Source organism: Pantoea sp. XAF26B01_ASV70 (genome assembly GCF_054512635.1).
On record NZ_CM137251.1, the window covers coordinates 1,581,162 to 1,599,561 of the forward strand.

Here is an 18,400-nt window from a genome sequence, read left to right on the forward strand (position 1 = left end):
GGGACACCGCCATGGCCAATGGCCTTATTGACTACGGGAATTGATGCATGAAAAGAAGAGAAGTTTTACAGACCGCCGCCTCCGCTCTGGTGGGGGCTCTCTCCGTGAGCACCTTTTCCAGCTACGCTGCAAAAAGTAACGGTATCGCCCTGAAGCCGGTTGATGCCACTGACGTACCTAAAAGCGACGTGCCAATTCTGACCCCGGAAAATGTCTACGCCATGCCGCCGCAGTTCTGGCAGGGCTTTGAAGGCAAACTCTGGATTGGTAAAGCAGGTGCAGATGCCAGCAAACCGGGCAATCAGATCCCGGTCTTCCTGCGTGATGCCAGCGGCAAAGTGTCGGAGATTGCTCAGCCTATCGCGCTGAACAAAGGTAACTTTGCCCAGTTTATTCAGGACAATGCTGCGCTGATTGCTAATCCGTCGCATTCGATGGCAGTCGAGGATAGCAACGGTCAGACGCTGTTCAACATCGCGGATGTCAGCCTTCCGGGCGCTGCAGATTTCAGCCAGCGTCTGGCACAGCCAGCGGGTTATCAGCTGATTGGTGAGATCCCGTCCGTAGCGGAGTTACGCAAAACCCGTCCGCTGTTTGAAGGGGCCAAGGTTAAGCTGAAAAGCTGGCATGAAGGACGGGAAGTCGGCGGCGGCGAGTTTGTCGGCAGCTTCCAGCCCGCGCAGAATGATGGCGGCGTAAACTTTGCCGGTGAGGGCTTTTCCTGGCGTCGCGTGGTAGACGATTTTAACCGCCTGACCCTGTTTGATTTCGGTGCGATTGCCGATGGCAAAACCGATACGGCGCCCGCCATTATGGCGATGTTCCAGTGGTCACAGCAGGCTAACCAGCAGATCTGCGTCCAGTTCCCGGCCGGTACCTTTATGGTCTCAGCCTGTAACCTTGGCGATAAGTATCTCAACTTCTTCCGCATGTCCGGTGCGATGGTAAACTTCGGCTACTTCCCGGCGACCACGATTGTCTCGGATGGTAAGTCAGAGTTCGTCTTTGAGATGAATGCCCGTCGGGTTGAGCTTTCCAACCTGAACTTTAACGGCAACAGCGATAAAAGCCCCAACAAGCAGGGCTTTTTCCATAACAACTGCCCTGGCGGACAATATTTCCGTGGTGCCTGCCTGCGCTTTAACGCAGTCGGCGGCACCGCCATCAGCCTGCAGGATACTCTGGATTGTAAAATCGACCAGTGGTACGCCTCACGCTGTAGCGGCGATGTGATCAAATCGGGCTGGTCAGGTCAGAAGCAGGGCAAATGGGACCACAGCACCGCGATTGAGCTGTCGAACTTTAATGCGCAGTACTGTCGTGGTGGCAAAGTCCTCAACCTGCCGCGCTGCGGCCAGTCGATTATCCATAACGGCTGGATTGAGCACTGTGATAACCCGGGCGATCTCTCCAACGGTCAGTGGATTGTCGATGCGCTGAGCCTGGAGGATTGTAAGAATCCGCTGATCGCGCATAACACGCGCCTGAATATGCGCCAGACCAGCCTGCAGTCGGGCAGCTGGATCGACAACTCCATGCAGGGCGACCGTCTGCTCAGCATCTGGGAGATGGGATCGACCCGCGTGGAGTCCTATGGCGTCGCGCTGGATGGCAGCCTGAAGTACAACTACATCACCTCGCGCTGGCGTTTAGAGAACAACACGAATCAGGAAACCTGGTTTGATCTCGGCAGCCTCTACTCCCCGACCGTGGGTGATTCGTGGGAGATCGAAATTTTTGGTCAGTCGCAGTTCAGCAACGGCAGTGGCGATAAGCCGCTGATGGACCTGATCGGTGACAAGACCACCGGTGGCCGCGCGATGATCCATGTACAGCGCAAAAAAGATCGCTCTGAAGCGAGCTGGTCGGCCGAAGGCAGCAGCCCGATTGTCGATGTGCGCTATGTGGCTGAGCATGACACCGATGTCCGCATCTTCGTCAAACTGGCGGGCTGGACGCCGTCGGTGGCCGTGCTGGTGAAAACCACCGGTAAAGATCGCTTTGTCACCGGTCGCTGTGCGCGCGTTAACGCGAAGATGGAGAAGGGCAATCCTCCGGCGGGCGACGCGACTAAACGCGCGCCGCAGCGCTTCAGCCTGCACAACGGCAAAGCGGGCGTGGGTGCCAACGAGCAGGGCGATCTGCTGATGGCTTCGCGTCCGCTCTCCGCCGATCAGGTCGATACCAGCAAGCCGGAAGGCTTTGTTTCCGTCGTAATCAACGGCAAACAGGTCGCACTGCCTTACTTCGCCATTAAGTCGTAACACCTTGCATCACGGCCGCCACAACGGAGGCGGCCGGTTTTAACAGGAGCACTACCTTTGGGTGCGTTATCCCGTAAAGCATTACTTTAAACAGAGTTCATTTTGCCCATTGCGGATCTGGGCGGCTTACAGAATTAAAAAAATTCATTCGGAGTTGTTATGAAAATTTTATTGGTGGGTAACCATACGTGTGGAAATCGCGGGGATGGCGCGATTCTTCGTGGACTGATTGATTCAATGAAGTCTGCACGCAGTGATTTAGAAATTGATGTTATAAGCCGTTATCCAACCAGCTCCGGTTATCTGCTTCAGCAGGATATTAAGCAGGATGCGTTGTATCTGCACAACAGCAAATCAGGTAAAGGTCTGGTCGGTTCGTTCAAGCGTAAAGTCGCGAACCGCCTGATGCCTGATATCATGATGGCGCATCTGGGCAAGGGCGGGATCTTTAAGTCGTTCGCTGTACCCCCGCACCTGAAGGCGTTTACTGACAGTCTGGCAAAATATGATGCGATTATTCAGGTTGGCGGATCGTTCTTCGTTGACCTCTATGGCGTGACCCAGTTTGACCATGCCCTCTGTGCACTGATGGCGAAAAAGCCGATCTACCTGATCGGTCACTCGGTGGGTCCGTTCCAGAACCCGCGCGTCAATGCGCTGGCAAACTTTGTCTTTGATCGGGTCGACAGCCTGGTGCTGCGTGAATCGGTCAGTCTTGACCTGATGAAGCGCGATGGCGTGACCAGTTCTAAAGTCGCGTCTGGCGTTGATACCGCTTTCCTGGTGCGGGCACGCGAAGTCGAAAATCCGAGCCATAACCTGCTCTACTGGCAGGGCATTATCGATGGCCGTAAAACCATCGCGATCACCGTGCGTGAACTGGCACCGTTTGATAAACGTCTGGGTGTGACGCAGAAAGAGTATGAAGCGGCATTTGGCCGGGTGATCAACGCCATGATTGCTGAAGGCTATCAGGTTGTGGCGTTCTCAACCTGTACCGGCATCGACAGCTATGCCAAAGATGACCGCATGGTTGCACTGACCCTGCGTGACCACGTGACGCAGCCTGAACATTACCATGTCATTATGGATGAGTTTAATGACCTGGAACTGGGCATCCTGCTGAATCATTGTCATCTGACCATTGGTACCCGCCTGCACTCGGCGATTATCTCTATGAACTTTGGCACCCCGGCTGTGGCGATCAACTACGAGCACAAGTCGATGGGTGTGATGAACCAGCTTGGTCTGCCGCAGATGGCAACCGATGTGAAAAGCCTGATGGATGGCTCGCTAATCGACAAGGTGAAAACTGTGCTTGCCGATTATGACAACATCAAGCTTAAGGTCGACACGGCCGTTGCGAATGAAAGGGAAATTGGCAACCGGATCACTGAAGAGATTCTCAAAGTATTAGGGTAATGTGATGAAACTGACTTTTTTCACCATGCGTTTCCCGGTTGCCTCTGAGACATTCGTATTAAATCAGGTAACCCACTTTATTGATGCCGGTTACGAGGTGGAGATTATTTCAGTCTTTCCCGGCGATTTAGTGAACCGGCATGCCGCTTTTGATGAGTATGGTCTGGCGGCGAAGACGCATTATCTGCTGCCGGAAGAGAAGATCTCGATTGTCGATAAGCTGAACCAGCGCATCAAGCTGGTGCTGCCAAAAGTGACGAAGCCGTCGCTACTGCGTTCGCTGAATGTGCGCCGGTATGGCGCGCAGTCCAGCAAACTGCTGCTGCCGTCGATTGTGGCGAATGCAAAGCAGACCTTCACCGCAGATGTGTTCCTGGTGCATTTCGGCTATGCCGGTGCGCTGGCGAACAAGCTGCGTGAGCTGGGCGTGCTCAAGGGTAAACAGGCGACCGTGTTTCACGGCGCCGATATTTCCCGTCGTCACATTCTGGAAGAGCACAAACTCGACTATGTGAATCTGTTCCGCCAGAGTGAGCTGATGCTGCCTATCAGCAATCTGTGGAAGAACAAGCTGATTGAGATGGGCTGCCCGCCGGAAAAAATTCATGTTACGCGTATGGGCATTGAGCCGGAGAAGTTTAACTTCCAGCCGCGCCAGGCGTTTCAGACGCCGCTGCGTATCGTTTCGGTGGCACGTCTGACCGAGAAGAAAGGGCTGGATGTGGCGGTCAAAGCCAGCGCCATCCTGAAGCAACGTGGCGGTCAGTTTCAGTACACCATTATCGGTAACGGCGATCAGGATGAGATGATGCGTGATTTCATCGCCCGCGAGGGGATGGAAGATTGCGTCAGCATGCCGGGCTTTAAACCGCAGGAGGAGATCCGTCGCGCGCTGAGTGAGGCTGACATCTTCCTGCTGCCCTCCAAAACCGCCGCAGATGGCGATATGGAAGGTATTCCGGTTGCACTGATGGAGGCGATGGCGGTCGGCCTGCCGGTGGTCTCAACCTTCCACAGCGGCATTCCGGAGCTGATCGAAAACAACGTATCTGGCTGGCTGGTGGAAGAGGACGATCCTGAGGCGCTGGCGGAGACGCTGCTGAAGCTCTCTCAGGGTGAAGTGGATGTGGCACCCGTGGTCGCGGCCGCCCGTCACAAAGTTGAGACTGAATTTAATCAGCATATCGCCTACGGCGAACTGGCACAGATTCTGGAGCGACTGGTGTGAGTGGATTTAAGTCACAGGCGATTTGGCTGTTCGGCAGCACCTGCTTTTCTGCGGTGCTGCAGGTTGCACAGCTAAGCTTTCTCGCCCGCAAACTGGAAACCCACGAGCTGGGTCTGTTAGCCATCATCAACGCCATCCTGGCGGTGGCGGGTGTGCTGCAGGATATGGGGATGAGCAGTTATCTGGTGCATCGCCAGAACATTACCCGTCGTGAGCAGAGCACTATCTACTGGGTGAACGTCTCACTCAGCTTGTGTACTGGCCTGATCATGCTGCTGATCGCCTTCCCGGTCTCCTGGTTCTATCATCTGCCGGAGCTGGTGGGTCTGATCATGCTGACCAGCCTCAACTTCCTGGTGCTGGGGCATCTGTCGCAGTATCAGGCGCACTACATCAAAACCAAGCGGATGGTTTCGCTGGCAAAGATTGAGATGGGCACCAAGCTGTTTGCCTTCCTCTGTGTGGTGGCGATGCTGGAGTTCACCTCGCTCACCGTAGCGGCGGCGATTCTCGGTCTGTTTATCAACGCCTTTACCCGCATCCTCTGCATGATTGCGCTGGGTGAGAAGTCGTGGCGTCCGACCTGGGAGTTCGATAAAGCGACCTTTATCGGAGCGATTCGCTACGGCAGTTATCAGCTCGGCTCGCAGACCATTAACCAGCTGCGAACCCAGGCCGATGCACTGGTAGTGGGTAAAGTGATGGGTGCCGAGATGCTGGGTGTTTACTCGCTGGCGAAAGAGCTGGTGCTGCAACCGCTGAAGCTGGTGACGCCGGTGATTAACCGTCTGGCACTGCCGCGCTTTGCAGAGAAGCAGCACGATGCCGAGCAGCTGAAGAAGCTGTTCCTCAAAGGCACGCTGGGGATCATGCTGTTCAGCAGCGCGATGTACCTGGTGATTGGCATCTTCTCGCCGGTTATCGTTCGTGTGCTCTACGGCGCATCCCACGAGCAGGTCTATCATCTGATTCCGCTGATGCTGCTGTTTGGTATGCTGCGGCCGATGGGCGGACTGACCGGGGCAATTTCCCAGGCCAACGGACGGACCAACGTTGAGTTCTACTGGAACATCGTGGCGAGTATTGTGGTTCTGGCGGTGCTGGCAACCACCTTTATCTGGCCGAACGTGCTCTATGTGGCGCTGACGCTTTCCATCTCGCAGATTCTGATCTCGGCACTGGCTCATCCGTTCTTTATTAAGCCGGTGATTGGCATTCGGTTTATCCCTTATGCCCGGCAGTGGGTGGCGGTGTCGGTGGTATTTGTCGGCATAATGCTGCTGGTCAATCACTTTAATCTGTTTGTGATGCCAGAGTGGTTTGAAGGCTGGTTGTAATCACAATTGCGTTATATCAACGGGCGGCCTCAGGGTCGCCCGTTTTCATTTATGGCTGGTCTCAGCCGCGCGGCGACCAGGGGTGGAAATAACAGAGGCGATATTCGATTACTGATTGTCTTTATTCAGTTTATGCCGTTGCTGGCAATGGGCAAAATGCCGAATTTCCAAGTTATGACAGAGAGTTACTGTCCGATTTTCAGATAAAGATTATACTTGCTCTTCCGGCCGATCCTGCATAATCGACCCACATCTTCATTTTATTAAACGGAATAAATATGACCAAGCTTAAAGCAGTAATCCCGGTTGCGGGCCTCGGTATGCATATGCTCCCTGCGACTAAAGCCATTCCGAAAGAGATGCTGCCTGTCGTCGACAAACCGATGATCCAGTACATCATTGACGAGTGTGTTGCCGCGGGTATTAAAGAGATTGTGCTGGTCACGCATGCATCGAAAAATGCCGTAGAAAACCATTTCGACACCACCTATGAGCTCGAAGCGCTGCTTGAAGCGCGCGTGAAGCGTCAGCTGCTGAGCGAAGTGCAGTCTATCTGCCCGCCAGGCGTGACTATCATGAACGTGCGCCAGGCGCAGCCGCTGGGTCTGGGCCACTCGATTCTCTGTGCCCGTCCGATGATCGGTGATAATCCGTTTGTGGTCGTGCTGCCAGACGTCCTGCTGGATGACTCCACCGCTGACCACATGCGTTACAACCTCGCAGCAATGGTTGCCCGTTTTGAAGAGACCGGCCACAGCCAGGTCCTGGCACAGCATATGCCTGCGTCCAATCTCACTGAGTACTCGGTAATCACCACTGCAGAGCCGATTGATCACCCTGGCGACATCAGCACCATTACCGATTTCGTTGAGAAGCCTGAAGATACCGCCGGACTGAACTCTGACCTGGCTGCGGTAGGCCGCTATGTCCTCTCTGCTGATATCTGGGCGGAACTGGAGCGCACTGAGCCAGGCGCGTGGGGCCGTATCCAGCTGACCGATGCCATCGCCAGCCTGAGCAAACATAAAACCGTTGATGTTTCGCTGCTGACCGGTCACAGTTTTGACTGCGGTCGTAAGCTCGGTTACATGCAGGCGTTTGTCTCTTACGGCCTGCGCAGCAACGCGCAGGGTCGCGATTTCCGCGAAGCTATCCAGACCATCCTCGCAAAACAACAGTAATTTATTTGCCGCGTCCTGCGCGGCAGATTGAAAGGAGCTCACATGGCAATTTTAGTCACGGGCGGAGCAGGGTATATCGGCTCCCATACGGTACTGGCGCTGTTGCAGCGCGGTGATGATGTTGTGGTTCTGGATAACCTCTGCAATGCCTCACGCGAAGCGATTAACCGCGTTGAGAAACTGGCAGGCAAAAAAGCGACCTTCGTTGAAGGCGATATCCGTGATCGCGCCTGTCTGCGTGACCTGTTTGCATCCAACAGCATTTCAGCCGTGATCCACTTTGCTGCGCTTAAAGCCGTCGGTGAATCTACGCGTATGCCGCTGGAGTACTACGAGAACAACGTCGCGGGCACCGTGGTGCTGCTGGAAGAGATGCGTGATGCCGGCGTCTGGAACTTTATCTTCAGCTCATCAGCAACCGTTTATGGCGCAGATGCCCCGGTTCCTTACGTTGAGACCACCCCGATTGGCGGCACCACCAGTCCATACGGCACCTCTAAGCTGATGACCGAATTCGTGATGCGCGACTTCGCCAAAGCGGAGCCGAAGTTCAAGGCGATTGCCCTGCGTTACTTCAATCCGGTTGGCGCGCATGAGTCAGGCGAAATCGGTGAAGATCCGGCGGGCATCCCAAACAACCTGCTGCCGTACATTGCACAGGTTGCGATTGGCCGTCTGGAGAAGCTGGGCGTGTTTGGCGGTGATTACGATACGCCAGACGGCACCTGTCTGCGTGACTACATCCATGTCGTTGACCTGGCGGAAGGGCACCTGAAAGCGCTGGATTATCTGAGCAAAGTCGAGGGCTACACCGCCTTTAACCTGGGCGGCGGCAAAGGCGTCTCGGTGCTGGAGATGATCAAAGCGTTTGAGAAGGCATCCGGCAAGGCAATCCCGTTTGAGATCAAGCCACGTCGCGATGGCGACCTGCCTGCGTTCTGGGCCGATGCGTCACTGGCAAACACCACGCTCGACTGGCGCGTGACGCGCGGCATCGATGAGATGATGCGCGATACGTGGAACTGGCAGAGCAAGAACCCGGATGGGTTTCGGTAGTCTGCGATGAAATTCAAAAAACCCGGCTCAGGCCGGGTTTTTTTGTGCCTGCGTTAAGAGAAATTGCATATTCCTGCTCACTCTCCTCACCTTAATGCCAGATTGTGACTGACTGATGACTTAATACGGAATTATCCTGGTCTGGCTTCTGTAGCGTTTAATCACAATAGCGGCTAATCCGACTCTGTGAAGAGGCGCAAAGCGCGATTCCTCATACGCTACTATGCTGTTTTGCCAGTGATTACATTTACTCATGCAGGATGAGATAAATGTTTAGTCACTCTTAAGTTTTGTCAGTGGCAATGAAAGATTAGGCATATTATTTTTGCCGCACAAAATGTACTATTTGGTGTTATCCCGGAACCCGTATGCGATTGAATAAAATATAATCAGCGCATCGACAAGCTAACCTGTGAAGGTAAGATTCCTATCACACAGCGCATTGGTTGCTGCAAGCCAGGGGCGGTAGCGTGGCTGTTTATTCATAATGAATAAAAATTGACCCGCTTATATGCATAGCATGTTTAAATTTGTTAGAGGATGTGGAATGTTACTTCCCGTAATCATGGCCGGAGGAACCGGCAGCCGCTTATGGCCCCTTTCCCGCGAACTTTACCCAAAACAGTTCATCTGTCTGCACGGTGAGCACTCCATGCTGCAGGAGACGGTTAATCGTCTGAGCGGCGTCGAAGCGCGCGCACCGATGGTCATCTGTAACGAGGAGCATCGTTTCCTGGTTGCCGAGCAGTTGCGACAAATTAACAAGCTATCCCATAACATCATTCTCGAACCGGTAGGGCGTAACACTGCTCCGGCCATCGCGCTGGCTGCGCTGAACGCCGTAGAGCAGGGTGATGATCCGGTTCTGCTGGTGCTGGCCGCCGATCACGTAATTGAAGACCGTGCTGCGTTTCATCAGGCTATCCAGGTCGCTACCGCTTATGCCAAGCAGGGCAAGCTGGTGACTTTTGGTATCGTGCCAACCGGTCCGGAAACCGGCTATGGCTACATTCAGCGTGGCGAAGCACTGCCAGGCGCAGAAAGCGGCCCTTATCAGGTTCAGCGCTTTGTTGAAAAACCGAATCAGAGCACCGCTGAGCAGTATCTTGAGTCCGGTGAATACTACTGGAACAGTGGCATGTTCATGTTCCGGGCTAAACGCTATCTGCAGGAGCTGGAGAAATTTCGCCCGGATATTCTGGAAGCCTGCCGTCGCGCCATGGCTAACGTGAAAGAAGGGAATGATTTCATCAGTATTGATAAAGATGATTTTATCGCCTGTCCTGACGAGTCAGTGGATTACGCAGTAATGGAACAGACCGATGCCGCAGTGGTCGTCCCGCTTGCAGCCGGATGGAGTGATGTCGGTTCATGGTCTGCACTGTGGGAAGTAAACGACAAAGACGCTCACGGCAACTCCCTGAAGGGCGATACCTTCCTGCACAACACCAAAAACTGCTATATCAACAGTGAAGATCAGCTGGTTGCCGCCATCGGCGTTGAAAACCTGGTCATTGTGAACACCAAAGATGCTGTGCTGGTTGCACGTAAAGACCAGGTACAGGATGTTAAGCGAGTGGTTGAGTTCCTGAAAAGCGAGTGCCGCAGCGAATATCGCCGCCATCGTGAAACTTACTGGCCATGGGGACGTTGCGATCTGGTGGTCAACACTGGCCGCTTCAACGTTAACCGCATTACGGTTAAGCCGGGTGAAGCCTTTGAACTGCAGATGCACTATCACCGCACCGAACACTGGGTGATTCTCTCAGGCACAGCGAAAGTCACCATTCAGGATAAAACCCTGCTGCTGACTGAAAACCAGTCAACCTTTATTCCAATCGGTCACCCGCATACGTTAGAAAATCCAGGCAAAATCCCTCTGGAACTTCTGGAAATCCAGTCGGGTTCTTACCTTGGTGATGACGACCTCATTTTGATTAAACAACAGTTTGCAAGTAAGTAAGGACAGACACGATCATGGCAGCACTGACCTGTTTTAAAGCTTATGACATCCGCGGCGAGTTAGGCACTGAACTGAATGAAGACATCGCTTACCGCATTGGCCGCGCCTATGGTGAATTTATCCGGCCAAAAACGATCGTGGTGGGCGGCGATGTCCGACTGACCAGCGAGTCGTTAAAGCTGGCACTGGCAAATGGACTGCGGGATGCGGGCACCGATGTGCTCGATATTGGTATGAGCGGAACAGAAGAGATCTATTTCGCCACGTTTCATTTAGGCATTGATGGCGGTATTGAAGTGACTGCCAGCCACAACCCGATGAACTACAACGGGATGAAACTGGTACGGGAAGGTGCTCGCCCGGTCAGTGGTGATACCGGTCTGCGTGACGTGCAGCGCCTGGCTGAAGCGAATGACTTTGCTCCGGTAGAAGAGAGTAAGCGCGGCAGCTATAAACAGATTTCTGTGCTGGATGCCTATGTCGATCACCTGATGGGTTACATCGACCTGAGCAACTTCACTAAACCCATGAAGCTGGTGATCAACTCCGGTAACGGTGCAGCAGGTCATATCATTGATGAAATTGAAAAACGCTTTAAGCAGGCGAATGCGCCAGTAACGTTCATCAAAGTACATCATGAAGCTGACGGTAACTTCCCGAATGGTATTCCAAATCCGCTGCTGCCGGAGTGTCGCAAGGACACTTCTGATGCGGTGCGTGAGCATCAGGCCGATATGGGTATCGCCTTCGACGGTGACTTTGATCGCTGCTTCCTGTTTGATGAGAATGCAGAGTTCATTGAGGGTTACTACATCGTTGGGCTGTTAGCCGAAGCGTTCCTCAAGAAAGAGCCTGGAGCGAAAATTATTCACGATCCGCGTCTGACCTGGAACACCATTGATGTGGTGACCAAAGCGGGTGGTATTCCGGTGATGTCTAAAACCGGTCATGCGTTTATCAAAGAGCGTATGCGTGAAGAAGACGCGGTTTACGGTGGTGAGATGAGTGCGCACCACTACTTCCGCGACTTCGCTTACTGCGACAGCGGTATGATTCCATGGCTGCTGGTGGCAGAGCTGCTGGCAGTGAAAGGTGAGACGCTTTCCGGGCTTGTTTCGGAACGAATGAAGGCGTTTCCCTGCAGTGGTGAGATTAACTTTAAAGTGAAAGATACTTTCAAAGTTATTGAAACTATTAAGGCCGAATATTTAAAAGACTGTGTCAATGAAAACTATATTGACGGAGTAAGCATTGAATTTGAAAAATGGAGAGTAAACGTAAGAAACTCTAATACCGAGCCTCTGTTAAGAATCAATGTTGAGAGTCGGGGATGCTTACGTGAAATGGAATTAAATACCAAAAAATTGATTGATGTTATTCAAGGAAATAATAAATGATAAAGTCATTAATGGCTGCGGCCGGATATCGTGATTTTATATTAAACAGTATAATACGTGATTTTAAGAGCAGATATCAGACAAGTATATTTGGCGCTGCATGGTTAGTGCTTCAACCTTTAGCTATGATTACAGTCTATACTGTAATTTTTTCTGAAGTGATGAAAGCGAGGATGCCAGATAACAATGGTCCTTTTGCATATAGCATCTATCTTTGTGCCGGATTATTGACCTGGGGCCTTTTCTCAGAATTAGTAGCAAGATTAATAAATGTATTTGTTGATAGTGGAAATTATTTAAAGAAACTTAACTTCCCGCGAATCTGTTTGCCAATTATTTCAATAGGCGTTTCTTTTACGAACTTTTTGATAATTTTTTCTCTCTATTTAATCTTCCTTCTTTTATCAGGGAATTTCCCTGGCTTTGAAATCCTATATATTATTCCGCTCCTGGCTATTCAAATACTCTTTGCTACCGGTCTGGGGATTACACTTGGTGTTTTAAATGTTTTCTTCAGAGATGTAGGCCAATTTATGAGCATTGTCCTTCAGTTCTGGTTTTGGTTTACTCCAGTAATTTATCTAATAAATATCCTACCTGAGTGGGCCAGACACTGGCTTTTGATGAATCCAATGACTGGCATCATAATGGGATATCAAAACATATTTGTTAATCATCAAGCCCCTGAATGGGACCATGTAACTTTAGCACTGATACTTGCAATATTTTTTAATATTACTGCATTTTATCTTTACCGCAAACATGCTGGCGAAATGGTAGATGAACTCTGATGAATATAATTTCAGTAAATAATGTCACAAAGAGCTATAAAAACTACCCTAAAAAAAACCATCGTCTTATCGAATGGGCATCTTTAGGTTATAAGAAATGCCACACTACCATCGATATTTTGAAAGGTATTAATTTTAATGTTGGTGCCGGAGAGTCTGTCGGAATCATTGGAATGAATGGTGCTGGCAAAAGTACTCTGTTAAAAATTATTACTGGCACAACGGTTGCAACTTCAGGAAGCGTGTCTGTAACAGGAAGAGTGGCAGCTTTGCTTGAGTTAGGTATGGGTTTTCATCCTGATTTTACTGGTAGAGACAATGTGTATATGTCTGGCCAGTTAATGGGATTGAATAGCGCTCAAATAAAAGATTTGATGCCAGCGATAGAAGCATTTGCAGAAATAAACGAATATATAGATCAACCCGTCAGAACCTATTCAAGCGGGATGCAAGTCAGACTGGCATTTGCTGTCGCGACTGCCGTCAGACCAGAGTTGCTCATCGTGGATGAAGCACTTTCGGTAGGGGATGCTTATTTTCAGGCCAAATGCTTTAACAGAATCAGAGAGTTTAAAGCACAGGGTACAACTCTGCTCATCGTTTCCCATGATCAGGCTGCCATAGCTAATATCTGTACCCGAGCGATTTTATTGGATAAAGGTAAAGTTCTTGCCGATGGCGCTCCTACAGATGTGATGAACTTGTATAATGCTAAGCTTTCTAAAAGTTCAGAACAGAATGCTATAAATGCAGAAAATGGTAAATCTGAATCTGGCAATAAAAAAGCGGTTATTACTGAGTTCTTTCTTGAAAATTCAGCAGGTCAAAAAACTGAAGTTGTTAACGTGGCTGAAGACAGTTCTTTATGTTTTGCCATTGATAACAAAGAAGTTCGTTCAGGTTTAACACTTGGCTTTCATATCAGAGACCGCCTTGGCAACATTGTTTTTGGAACTAATACTCTCGCTCATAACATTGACATGAATGAGCCAGGTAAAAAGATCGTTAGATTTAAATTTAATATGAATATAGGGGTTGGTGAATACAGTATTTCAGCTGCATTACACAAAGAAAGGGATCACTACGAAGAATGTTTCCATTGGAAGGATGGTTTAGGACAATTTAATGTAATAGCGCCTGGAAAAATATTTGTCGGCAGCGCTTGGCTTGAAAACACCTGCACCGTAACAACAATCTAGGAAAATTATGTTGAATATTATCAGTGAATTCAAGAATAAATTTAATAATATTATTGATGTCATCAGTAGATTAGAAAACAAGGTGACGAGCCTTGATGAAAAAGTGCTATCTGTAGATGCTAAAGTTGAAAATTTAAATCATAAAATAGCATCTATTGACGATAAGTTTGATGCAGTAAATGAAGAAAAGAGCCAGTTAATTCCGGTAGAGGTTGATCAGGCTGATGATAAGAGCGCTGTTATTGAGCAGCTTGTGCACAATCTTCAGGACAGACTTGAATTTGTGCGCGAAGAATTTATGTTCGAGTTACGTCTGAAAACAGGTACGCTAACAGACAGAGATAACAAAAAAGAAATTGAAACAAAGATAATATCCTCAGATAAATTCGATAACCTCGGCTGGAGAAAGATCAATATCGGTTGCGGTCACGTTCAACCTGAGGGTTATATAAATGTTGATGCCAGGGAGTTACCTGGAGTTGATGTCATCTGTAGCGCGAGCGATTTAGTATTTGATGATGAAGCATTGGAAGAAATTTATGCTGCACATCTGATTGAGCATTTTACTGAATTAGAACTGACCAGAGTTATTTTCCCACACTGGTACAAGAAGCTCAAAACTGGCGGAGTACTAAAATTAGTAACACCTGACGCAGATAGTATGATTAAGGATTACGTCAGTGGCACCATGAGTTTTGACGATCTGCGGAAAGTCACTTATGGAGCACAAGATTATGAAGGTGACTTCCATTACATCATGTTCTCAGTCGACTCGTTAAAAAAGATGCTTACTGATGCAGGATTTACTACTGTAACGTTAGTAGAAGACAACAGAAAGAATGGCCTCTGCAGAGAAATGGAAGTTCTCGCAATTAAATAATGGAGTTTATATGAACAAAGAAAAAATTGTCTCCGCAAACAAAAGCATTTTAGAGACAATCGAAGATGCTCGTTCAGAAAGAAGACAAACCGAAAGAACGGGCATTAATATTTTGCCTAAAGAGTTGAGGTTTCTTTTTAAGACCACTCAGTTTGAAATTAATGAATTGATTACTTTATGCAAAGATGATTATCGAAAAATTATTGTTGTTTTGATCACCAAAGTCTCACCTGAAAATATTGAGGGCTATTCATTCATAGATAGATTCAGGGCAAGTCCTTTTATATTTATTAACCTTCTGGCTCTTCATCCGAAATCAAAAGTCAGGGTTAAAGGCAGTTTTAAATATGCCGCAGTAAAAATATTGCGTAGAAACAAAACTCTTTTCGATCTTGCAAGAAAAATTTATATTAAGGTCAGAGGCTGAATATGTACGAACATTTCTCGGGACGTTTTATCCAGGTAATCGAATCTCTGGATATGTATGATGCATGTTCGAATCATGTCGTCAATATTGATGAGTATGTTAAAAGCGCATATGGTTTGAAATCAGAAATTTATGCACGGCATTTTCATCCTGAAAGAGAGTCATTGATAAAGTTCATCGATCATTTACAGACAACTGATGATGATATTATACTCTTTCATTTCTCTGCTTATTCTGAATATTGCGCTGAGAAAGTTGTTTCCTCAAAGGGATTCAAAGTACTACATTATCATAATATTACGCCACACTATTTTTTTGAGAAGAATTCATTTCTTTATGAGCTCTGTAAAAAAGGTAGAGACCAGTTAAGTTCAATAATTGATAAGTTTAGTTTTGTAACAGGTGATAGCTTTTATAACATTCAGGAGATAATTAATCTTGGGTTTAAAGAGAGCAGAACACTAAAACTTCCTATCATCATTGATGATCGTAAGCTTGATAAACTTAGAACGGTTGATGAGGTTGAAAAAAATCTTCTATTTGTTGGCAGGATTTGTGAAAACAAATGTCAGCACAAGTTAGTTGAATTTTTTTCTCAATACAGGAAGAAAAATTCAGTTAATAAACTTTTCTTAGTTGGTAAATACGATACATCATCGGCCTACTACAAGAAAGTTGTCCAGCTTATTAATGACCTGGGCTTAAAAAATGAAGTGATACTTACTGGTTCTGTATCTGAAGAAGAATTAGATGAGTATTATAAAAATGCTTCCTGTTTTATTTCTTTTAGTGAACATGAAGGATTTGGTGTACCGTTGCTTGAAGCATCGCAATATCAATTACCTGTACTGGCCTTAAATAAGGCGGCTGTGTATGAGACACTATCAGGCTCTCCCGGTATATTTAACGACTCTATTGAACTGGAAGGATTATTAACTAAATCGCTAAACGATAATATTTACCGGAAAAATTTAATAGATTATCAAAATGATGTCCTGACTAAAAATAACTATAGTTCCTGGAAAGGATATGCAGATAGTTTCCTGTCAACGATTCTACCTGATAAAGATCAATTTAAAACAGTTTCTGTTGTTATTTGTACTCTCAATCGAGGAGACCATTTAGACAGATGCCTGGATTACCTTGAAAAAAGCTATAGTAACAATTTCGAGGTTATTGTTGTTAATGGGCCATCTACCGATAACACTTCAGATGTTTTAAAAAAATGGTCTCATCTGATTAAAGTATTCGACAATCCAGTTAAAAACTTGTCTATATCTAGAAATATAGGTATTAAAGCTGCTTCAGGTGATCTTGTCGCTTTTATTGATGATGATGCCATACCGTTTTTTGACTGGTTTGAAAACCTGGTAAATTACTTTAACAGTACGCACTCATTCGTTGCAGGTGCGGGCGGTCCGACTTATTACGCCGGGACACTAAACTTTCAGGCCAGGGATATATTTGTCGATCATTTTGGTAGTGGAATCGTAGATCCTAACGATAATATTAAAAATGATCCTGAATACAACAGAACGCTTCTTGGTACTAACTCTGTTTTCAGACGTGATTATTTAATTGAGTGTGGTGGATTTGACGAAGAATACGACTACTTTCTGGACGAAACTGATCTCTGTTTTAGATTGATTAAAAATGGTTTCTCTATAAACCACTGCGCAGATGCATATCTCAGACATGAATTCGCGCAAAGTGAAAACAGAACCAATAAATATGGCTACAACTGGTATTCTATAGTAAAAAATACTGTTTATTTTGCGCTGACGTATTCTAAAGCAAGTCGGAGTTTTTTGATTGAAGAACTGGAATCTATTGTTAAGCGCGAGAGAGTCGACTACATACAAAGTGGTTTTAATAAGAAAGAAATTAGTAAAGAAGAGTGTGATAAATATCTGGCCGAAATTTGGCGAGGTTTTGATGCTGGGTTGAGTGCAGCTAATAATTCACCAAAACTTTTGAGCTACGAAGGCTTAAAACCTGACGAATTTCTTCCTTTTAAATCTCAGGCAACAGATTACAAACGACTTCACATAGTTGTAGTCAGTAAAGAGTTCCCACCATTTACCCGTTCTGGCGGGATAGGCACGCTTTATTATCATTTGGTGAGCGAACTGCTACTGGCTGGCCACTTTGTAAGTGTGATTATTGAAAGCGATGAGGAAAATGTTTTAGAGCGAGGCCGATTTAAACTAATAGCACTCGAAAAACAATCTATCAATCACGTTTATATTGATGATTCAAACATTGCTAACGCTATTGTTAGTTGGTCTACAAGAGTGGCAGTAGAGATTGATAGTCTCAACGAGATTCATCCCATCTCGGTTGTTGATTCATGTCTTTGGGATTCTGAAGTCTATTCATTTAGCCTGATTAATAAAAATCTCGATATTCCTTTAGTGGTTAGATTAGTTACGCCACTGAAGGTAGCTAATGAAAAAAATGCCTGGAATATGAAGACTGAAGATGTTGACTATTTATCGTTCTTCGAAACGGAAATTGTTAACAATGCTAATGCTGTTATCCCTATAAGCGAATCAATCAAGAAAACATTCATTGAAAAATACTCACCGTCTGAAAGTGTTAAATATCACAAGATCCATGCTGGGATAGCCTACTGGCCTTATTATGAGGTATCTCAGGGTTATGCGAAGTTAGAAAACTTCCCTGATTTGAGTGATGAGAAAATAAAGAACAAGAAAAAATTCCTGTTTTTAGGCCGGCTGGAATTAAGAAAAGGTATTGATGTATTATTAGACGCAATTGAGAAATTCAATCTGGAGCATCTTAATAATAACAATGCATGTTTTATAATAGCCGGAAGCTCTTCAATCGATATCAGAAGTATTTTGAAAGATCGCTTTAAGGATCATGACAATATCGTGTATCTCGGAGAAGTTAATGATTTTGATCGTGAGAAAATTTATGCATTAAGTGATGTCGTAATTTTCCCATCAAGATACGAATCTTTCGGTTTAGTGCCCCTTGAAGCGTTTGTACATGGTAAGCCCGTTATCGCAAGCAACTCAGGCGCGATTCCTGAAGTTGTTATTAATAACTATTGTGGGTTGCTTTTTGAAGATGGTAACTCACAGGCACTTGCTGATAAAATCGCGTTGTTAAACAACGATGACAGTGTAGTAGCTAAACTTAGCGAAGGTGCATTGCTACGAGTCAGAGAACTGTCATCGTACAACTCCGCTAAAGAATCTATCGATCTCTATAACACCCTGGTTTAAG

At 47.3% G+C, this 18,400-nt stretch carries 13 protein-coding genes; all 13 read left to right on the top strand.

Going from position 1 to position 18,400, the window contains the following annotated elements:
* The first annotated feature begins 47 nt into the window (after positions 1–47).
* The 13 genes from ACX8ZY_RS07400 to ACX8ZY_RS07460 all read left to right on the top strand — a co-directional run bounded on the left by ACX8ZY_RS07400 (position 48) and on the right by ACX8ZY_RS07460 (position 18,399).
* Positions 48–2,264, top strand: a complete 2,217-nt coding sequence (locus ACX8ZY_RS07400) for a phage tailspike protein (RefSeq protein ID WP_158131558.1) — start codon at positions 48–50, stop codon at positions 2,262–2,264.
* A 159-nt stretch (positions 2,265–2,423) separates the two neighbouring features.
* Complete coding sequence (gene wcaK / locus ACX8ZY_RS07405) at positions 2,424–3,686, top strand: colanic acid biosynthesis pyruvyl transferase WcaK (protein ID WP_010248124.1); 1,263 nt, start codon at positions 2,424–2,426, stop codon at positions 3,684–3,686.
* 4 nt (positions 3,687–3,690) lie between these two features.
* Positions 3,691–4,914 carry a glycosyltransferase gene (locus ACX8ZY_RS07410; RefSeq protein ID WP_010248122.1) on the top strand — a complete coding sequence of 408 codons (1,224 nt, stop codon included), beginning with the start codon at positions 3,691–3,693 and terminating at the stop codon, positions 4,912–4,914.
* Complete coding sequence (locus ACX8ZY_RS07415) at positions 4,911–6,251, top strand: lipopolysaccharide biosynthesis protein (protein WP_010248120.1); 1,341 nt, start codon at positions 4,911–4,913, stop codon at positions 6,249–6,251. Before ACX8ZY_RS07410 ends, ACX8ZY_RS07415 begins: the two co-directional genes overlap by 4 nt.
* Positions 6,252–6,529: 278 nt before the next feature.
* On the top strand, positions 6,530–7,432 hold the full coding sequence (gene galF, locus ACX8ZY_RS07420; protein WP_010248118.1) for a UTP--glucose-1-phosphate uridylyltransferase GalF: 903 nt from the start codon (positions 6,530–6,532) through the stop codon (positions 7,430–7,432).
* Positions 7,433–7,474: 42 nt separating this feature from the next.
* The gene (gene galE, locus ACX8ZY_RS07425; protein ID WP_010248116.1) at positions 7,475–8,488 is read left to right on the top strand and encodes a UDP-glucose 4-epimerase GalE; all 1,014 of its coding nucleotides are present in this window, start codon (positions 7,475–7,477) and stop codon (positions 8,486–8,488) included.
* 547 nt (positions 8,489–9,035) lie between these two features.
* Positions 9,036–10,451, top strand: a complete 1,416-nt coding sequence (locus ACX8ZY_RS07430; protein ID WP_060680585.1) for a mannose-1-phosphate guanylyltransferase/mannose-6-phosphate isomerase — start codon at positions 9,036–9,038, stop codon at positions 10,449–10,451.
* Between the two features lie 14 nt (positions 10,452–10,465).
* Positions 10,466–11,848, top strand: coding sequence for a phosphomannomutase CpsG (gene cpsG, locus ACX8ZY_RS07435; protein WP_060680583.1), 1,383 nt, complete (start codon positions 10,466–10,468; stop codon positions 11,846–11,848).
* The gene (locus ACX8ZY_RS07440) at positions 11,845–12,639 is read left to right on the top strand and encodes an ABC transporter permease (RefSeq protein ID WP_031591346.1); all 795 of its coding nucleotides are present in this window, start codon (positions 11,845–11,847) and stop codon (positions 12,637–12,639) included. The genes cpsG and ACX8ZY_RS07440 overlap by 4 nt, the downstream gene beginning before the upstream one ends.
* Positions 12,639–13,838, top strand: a complete 1,200-nt coding sequence (locus ACX8ZY_RS07445) for an ABC transporter ATP-binding protein (protein WP_031591345.1) — start codon at positions 12,639–12,641, stop codon at positions 13,836–13,838. The genes ACX8ZY_RS07440 and ACX8ZY_RS07445 overlap by 1 nt, the downstream gene beginning before the upstream one ends.
* 7 nt (positions 13,839–13,845) lie before the next feature.
* Positions 13,846–14,718, top strand: a complete 873-nt coding sequence (locus ACX8ZY_RS07450; RefSeq protein ID WP_033778791.1) for a class I SAM-dependent methyltransferase — start codon at positions 13,846–13,848, stop codon at positions 14,716–14,718.
* A gap of 10 nt (positions 14,719–14,728) precedes the next feature.
* Complete coding sequence (locus ACX8ZY_RS07455; protein WP_033778793.1) at positions 14,729–15,145, top strand: hypothetical protein; 417 nt, start codon at positions 14,729–14,731, stop codon at positions 15,143–15,145.
* Between the two features lie 2 nt (positions 15,146–15,147).
* Positions 15,148–18,399 (top strand): glycosyltransferase, encoded by a 3,252-nt coding sequence (locus tag ACX8ZY_RS07460; protein WP_158131561.1) that lies wholly within the window; start codon positions 15,148–15,150, stop codon positions 18,397–18,399.
* Position 18,400: the final 1 nt, after the last annotated feature.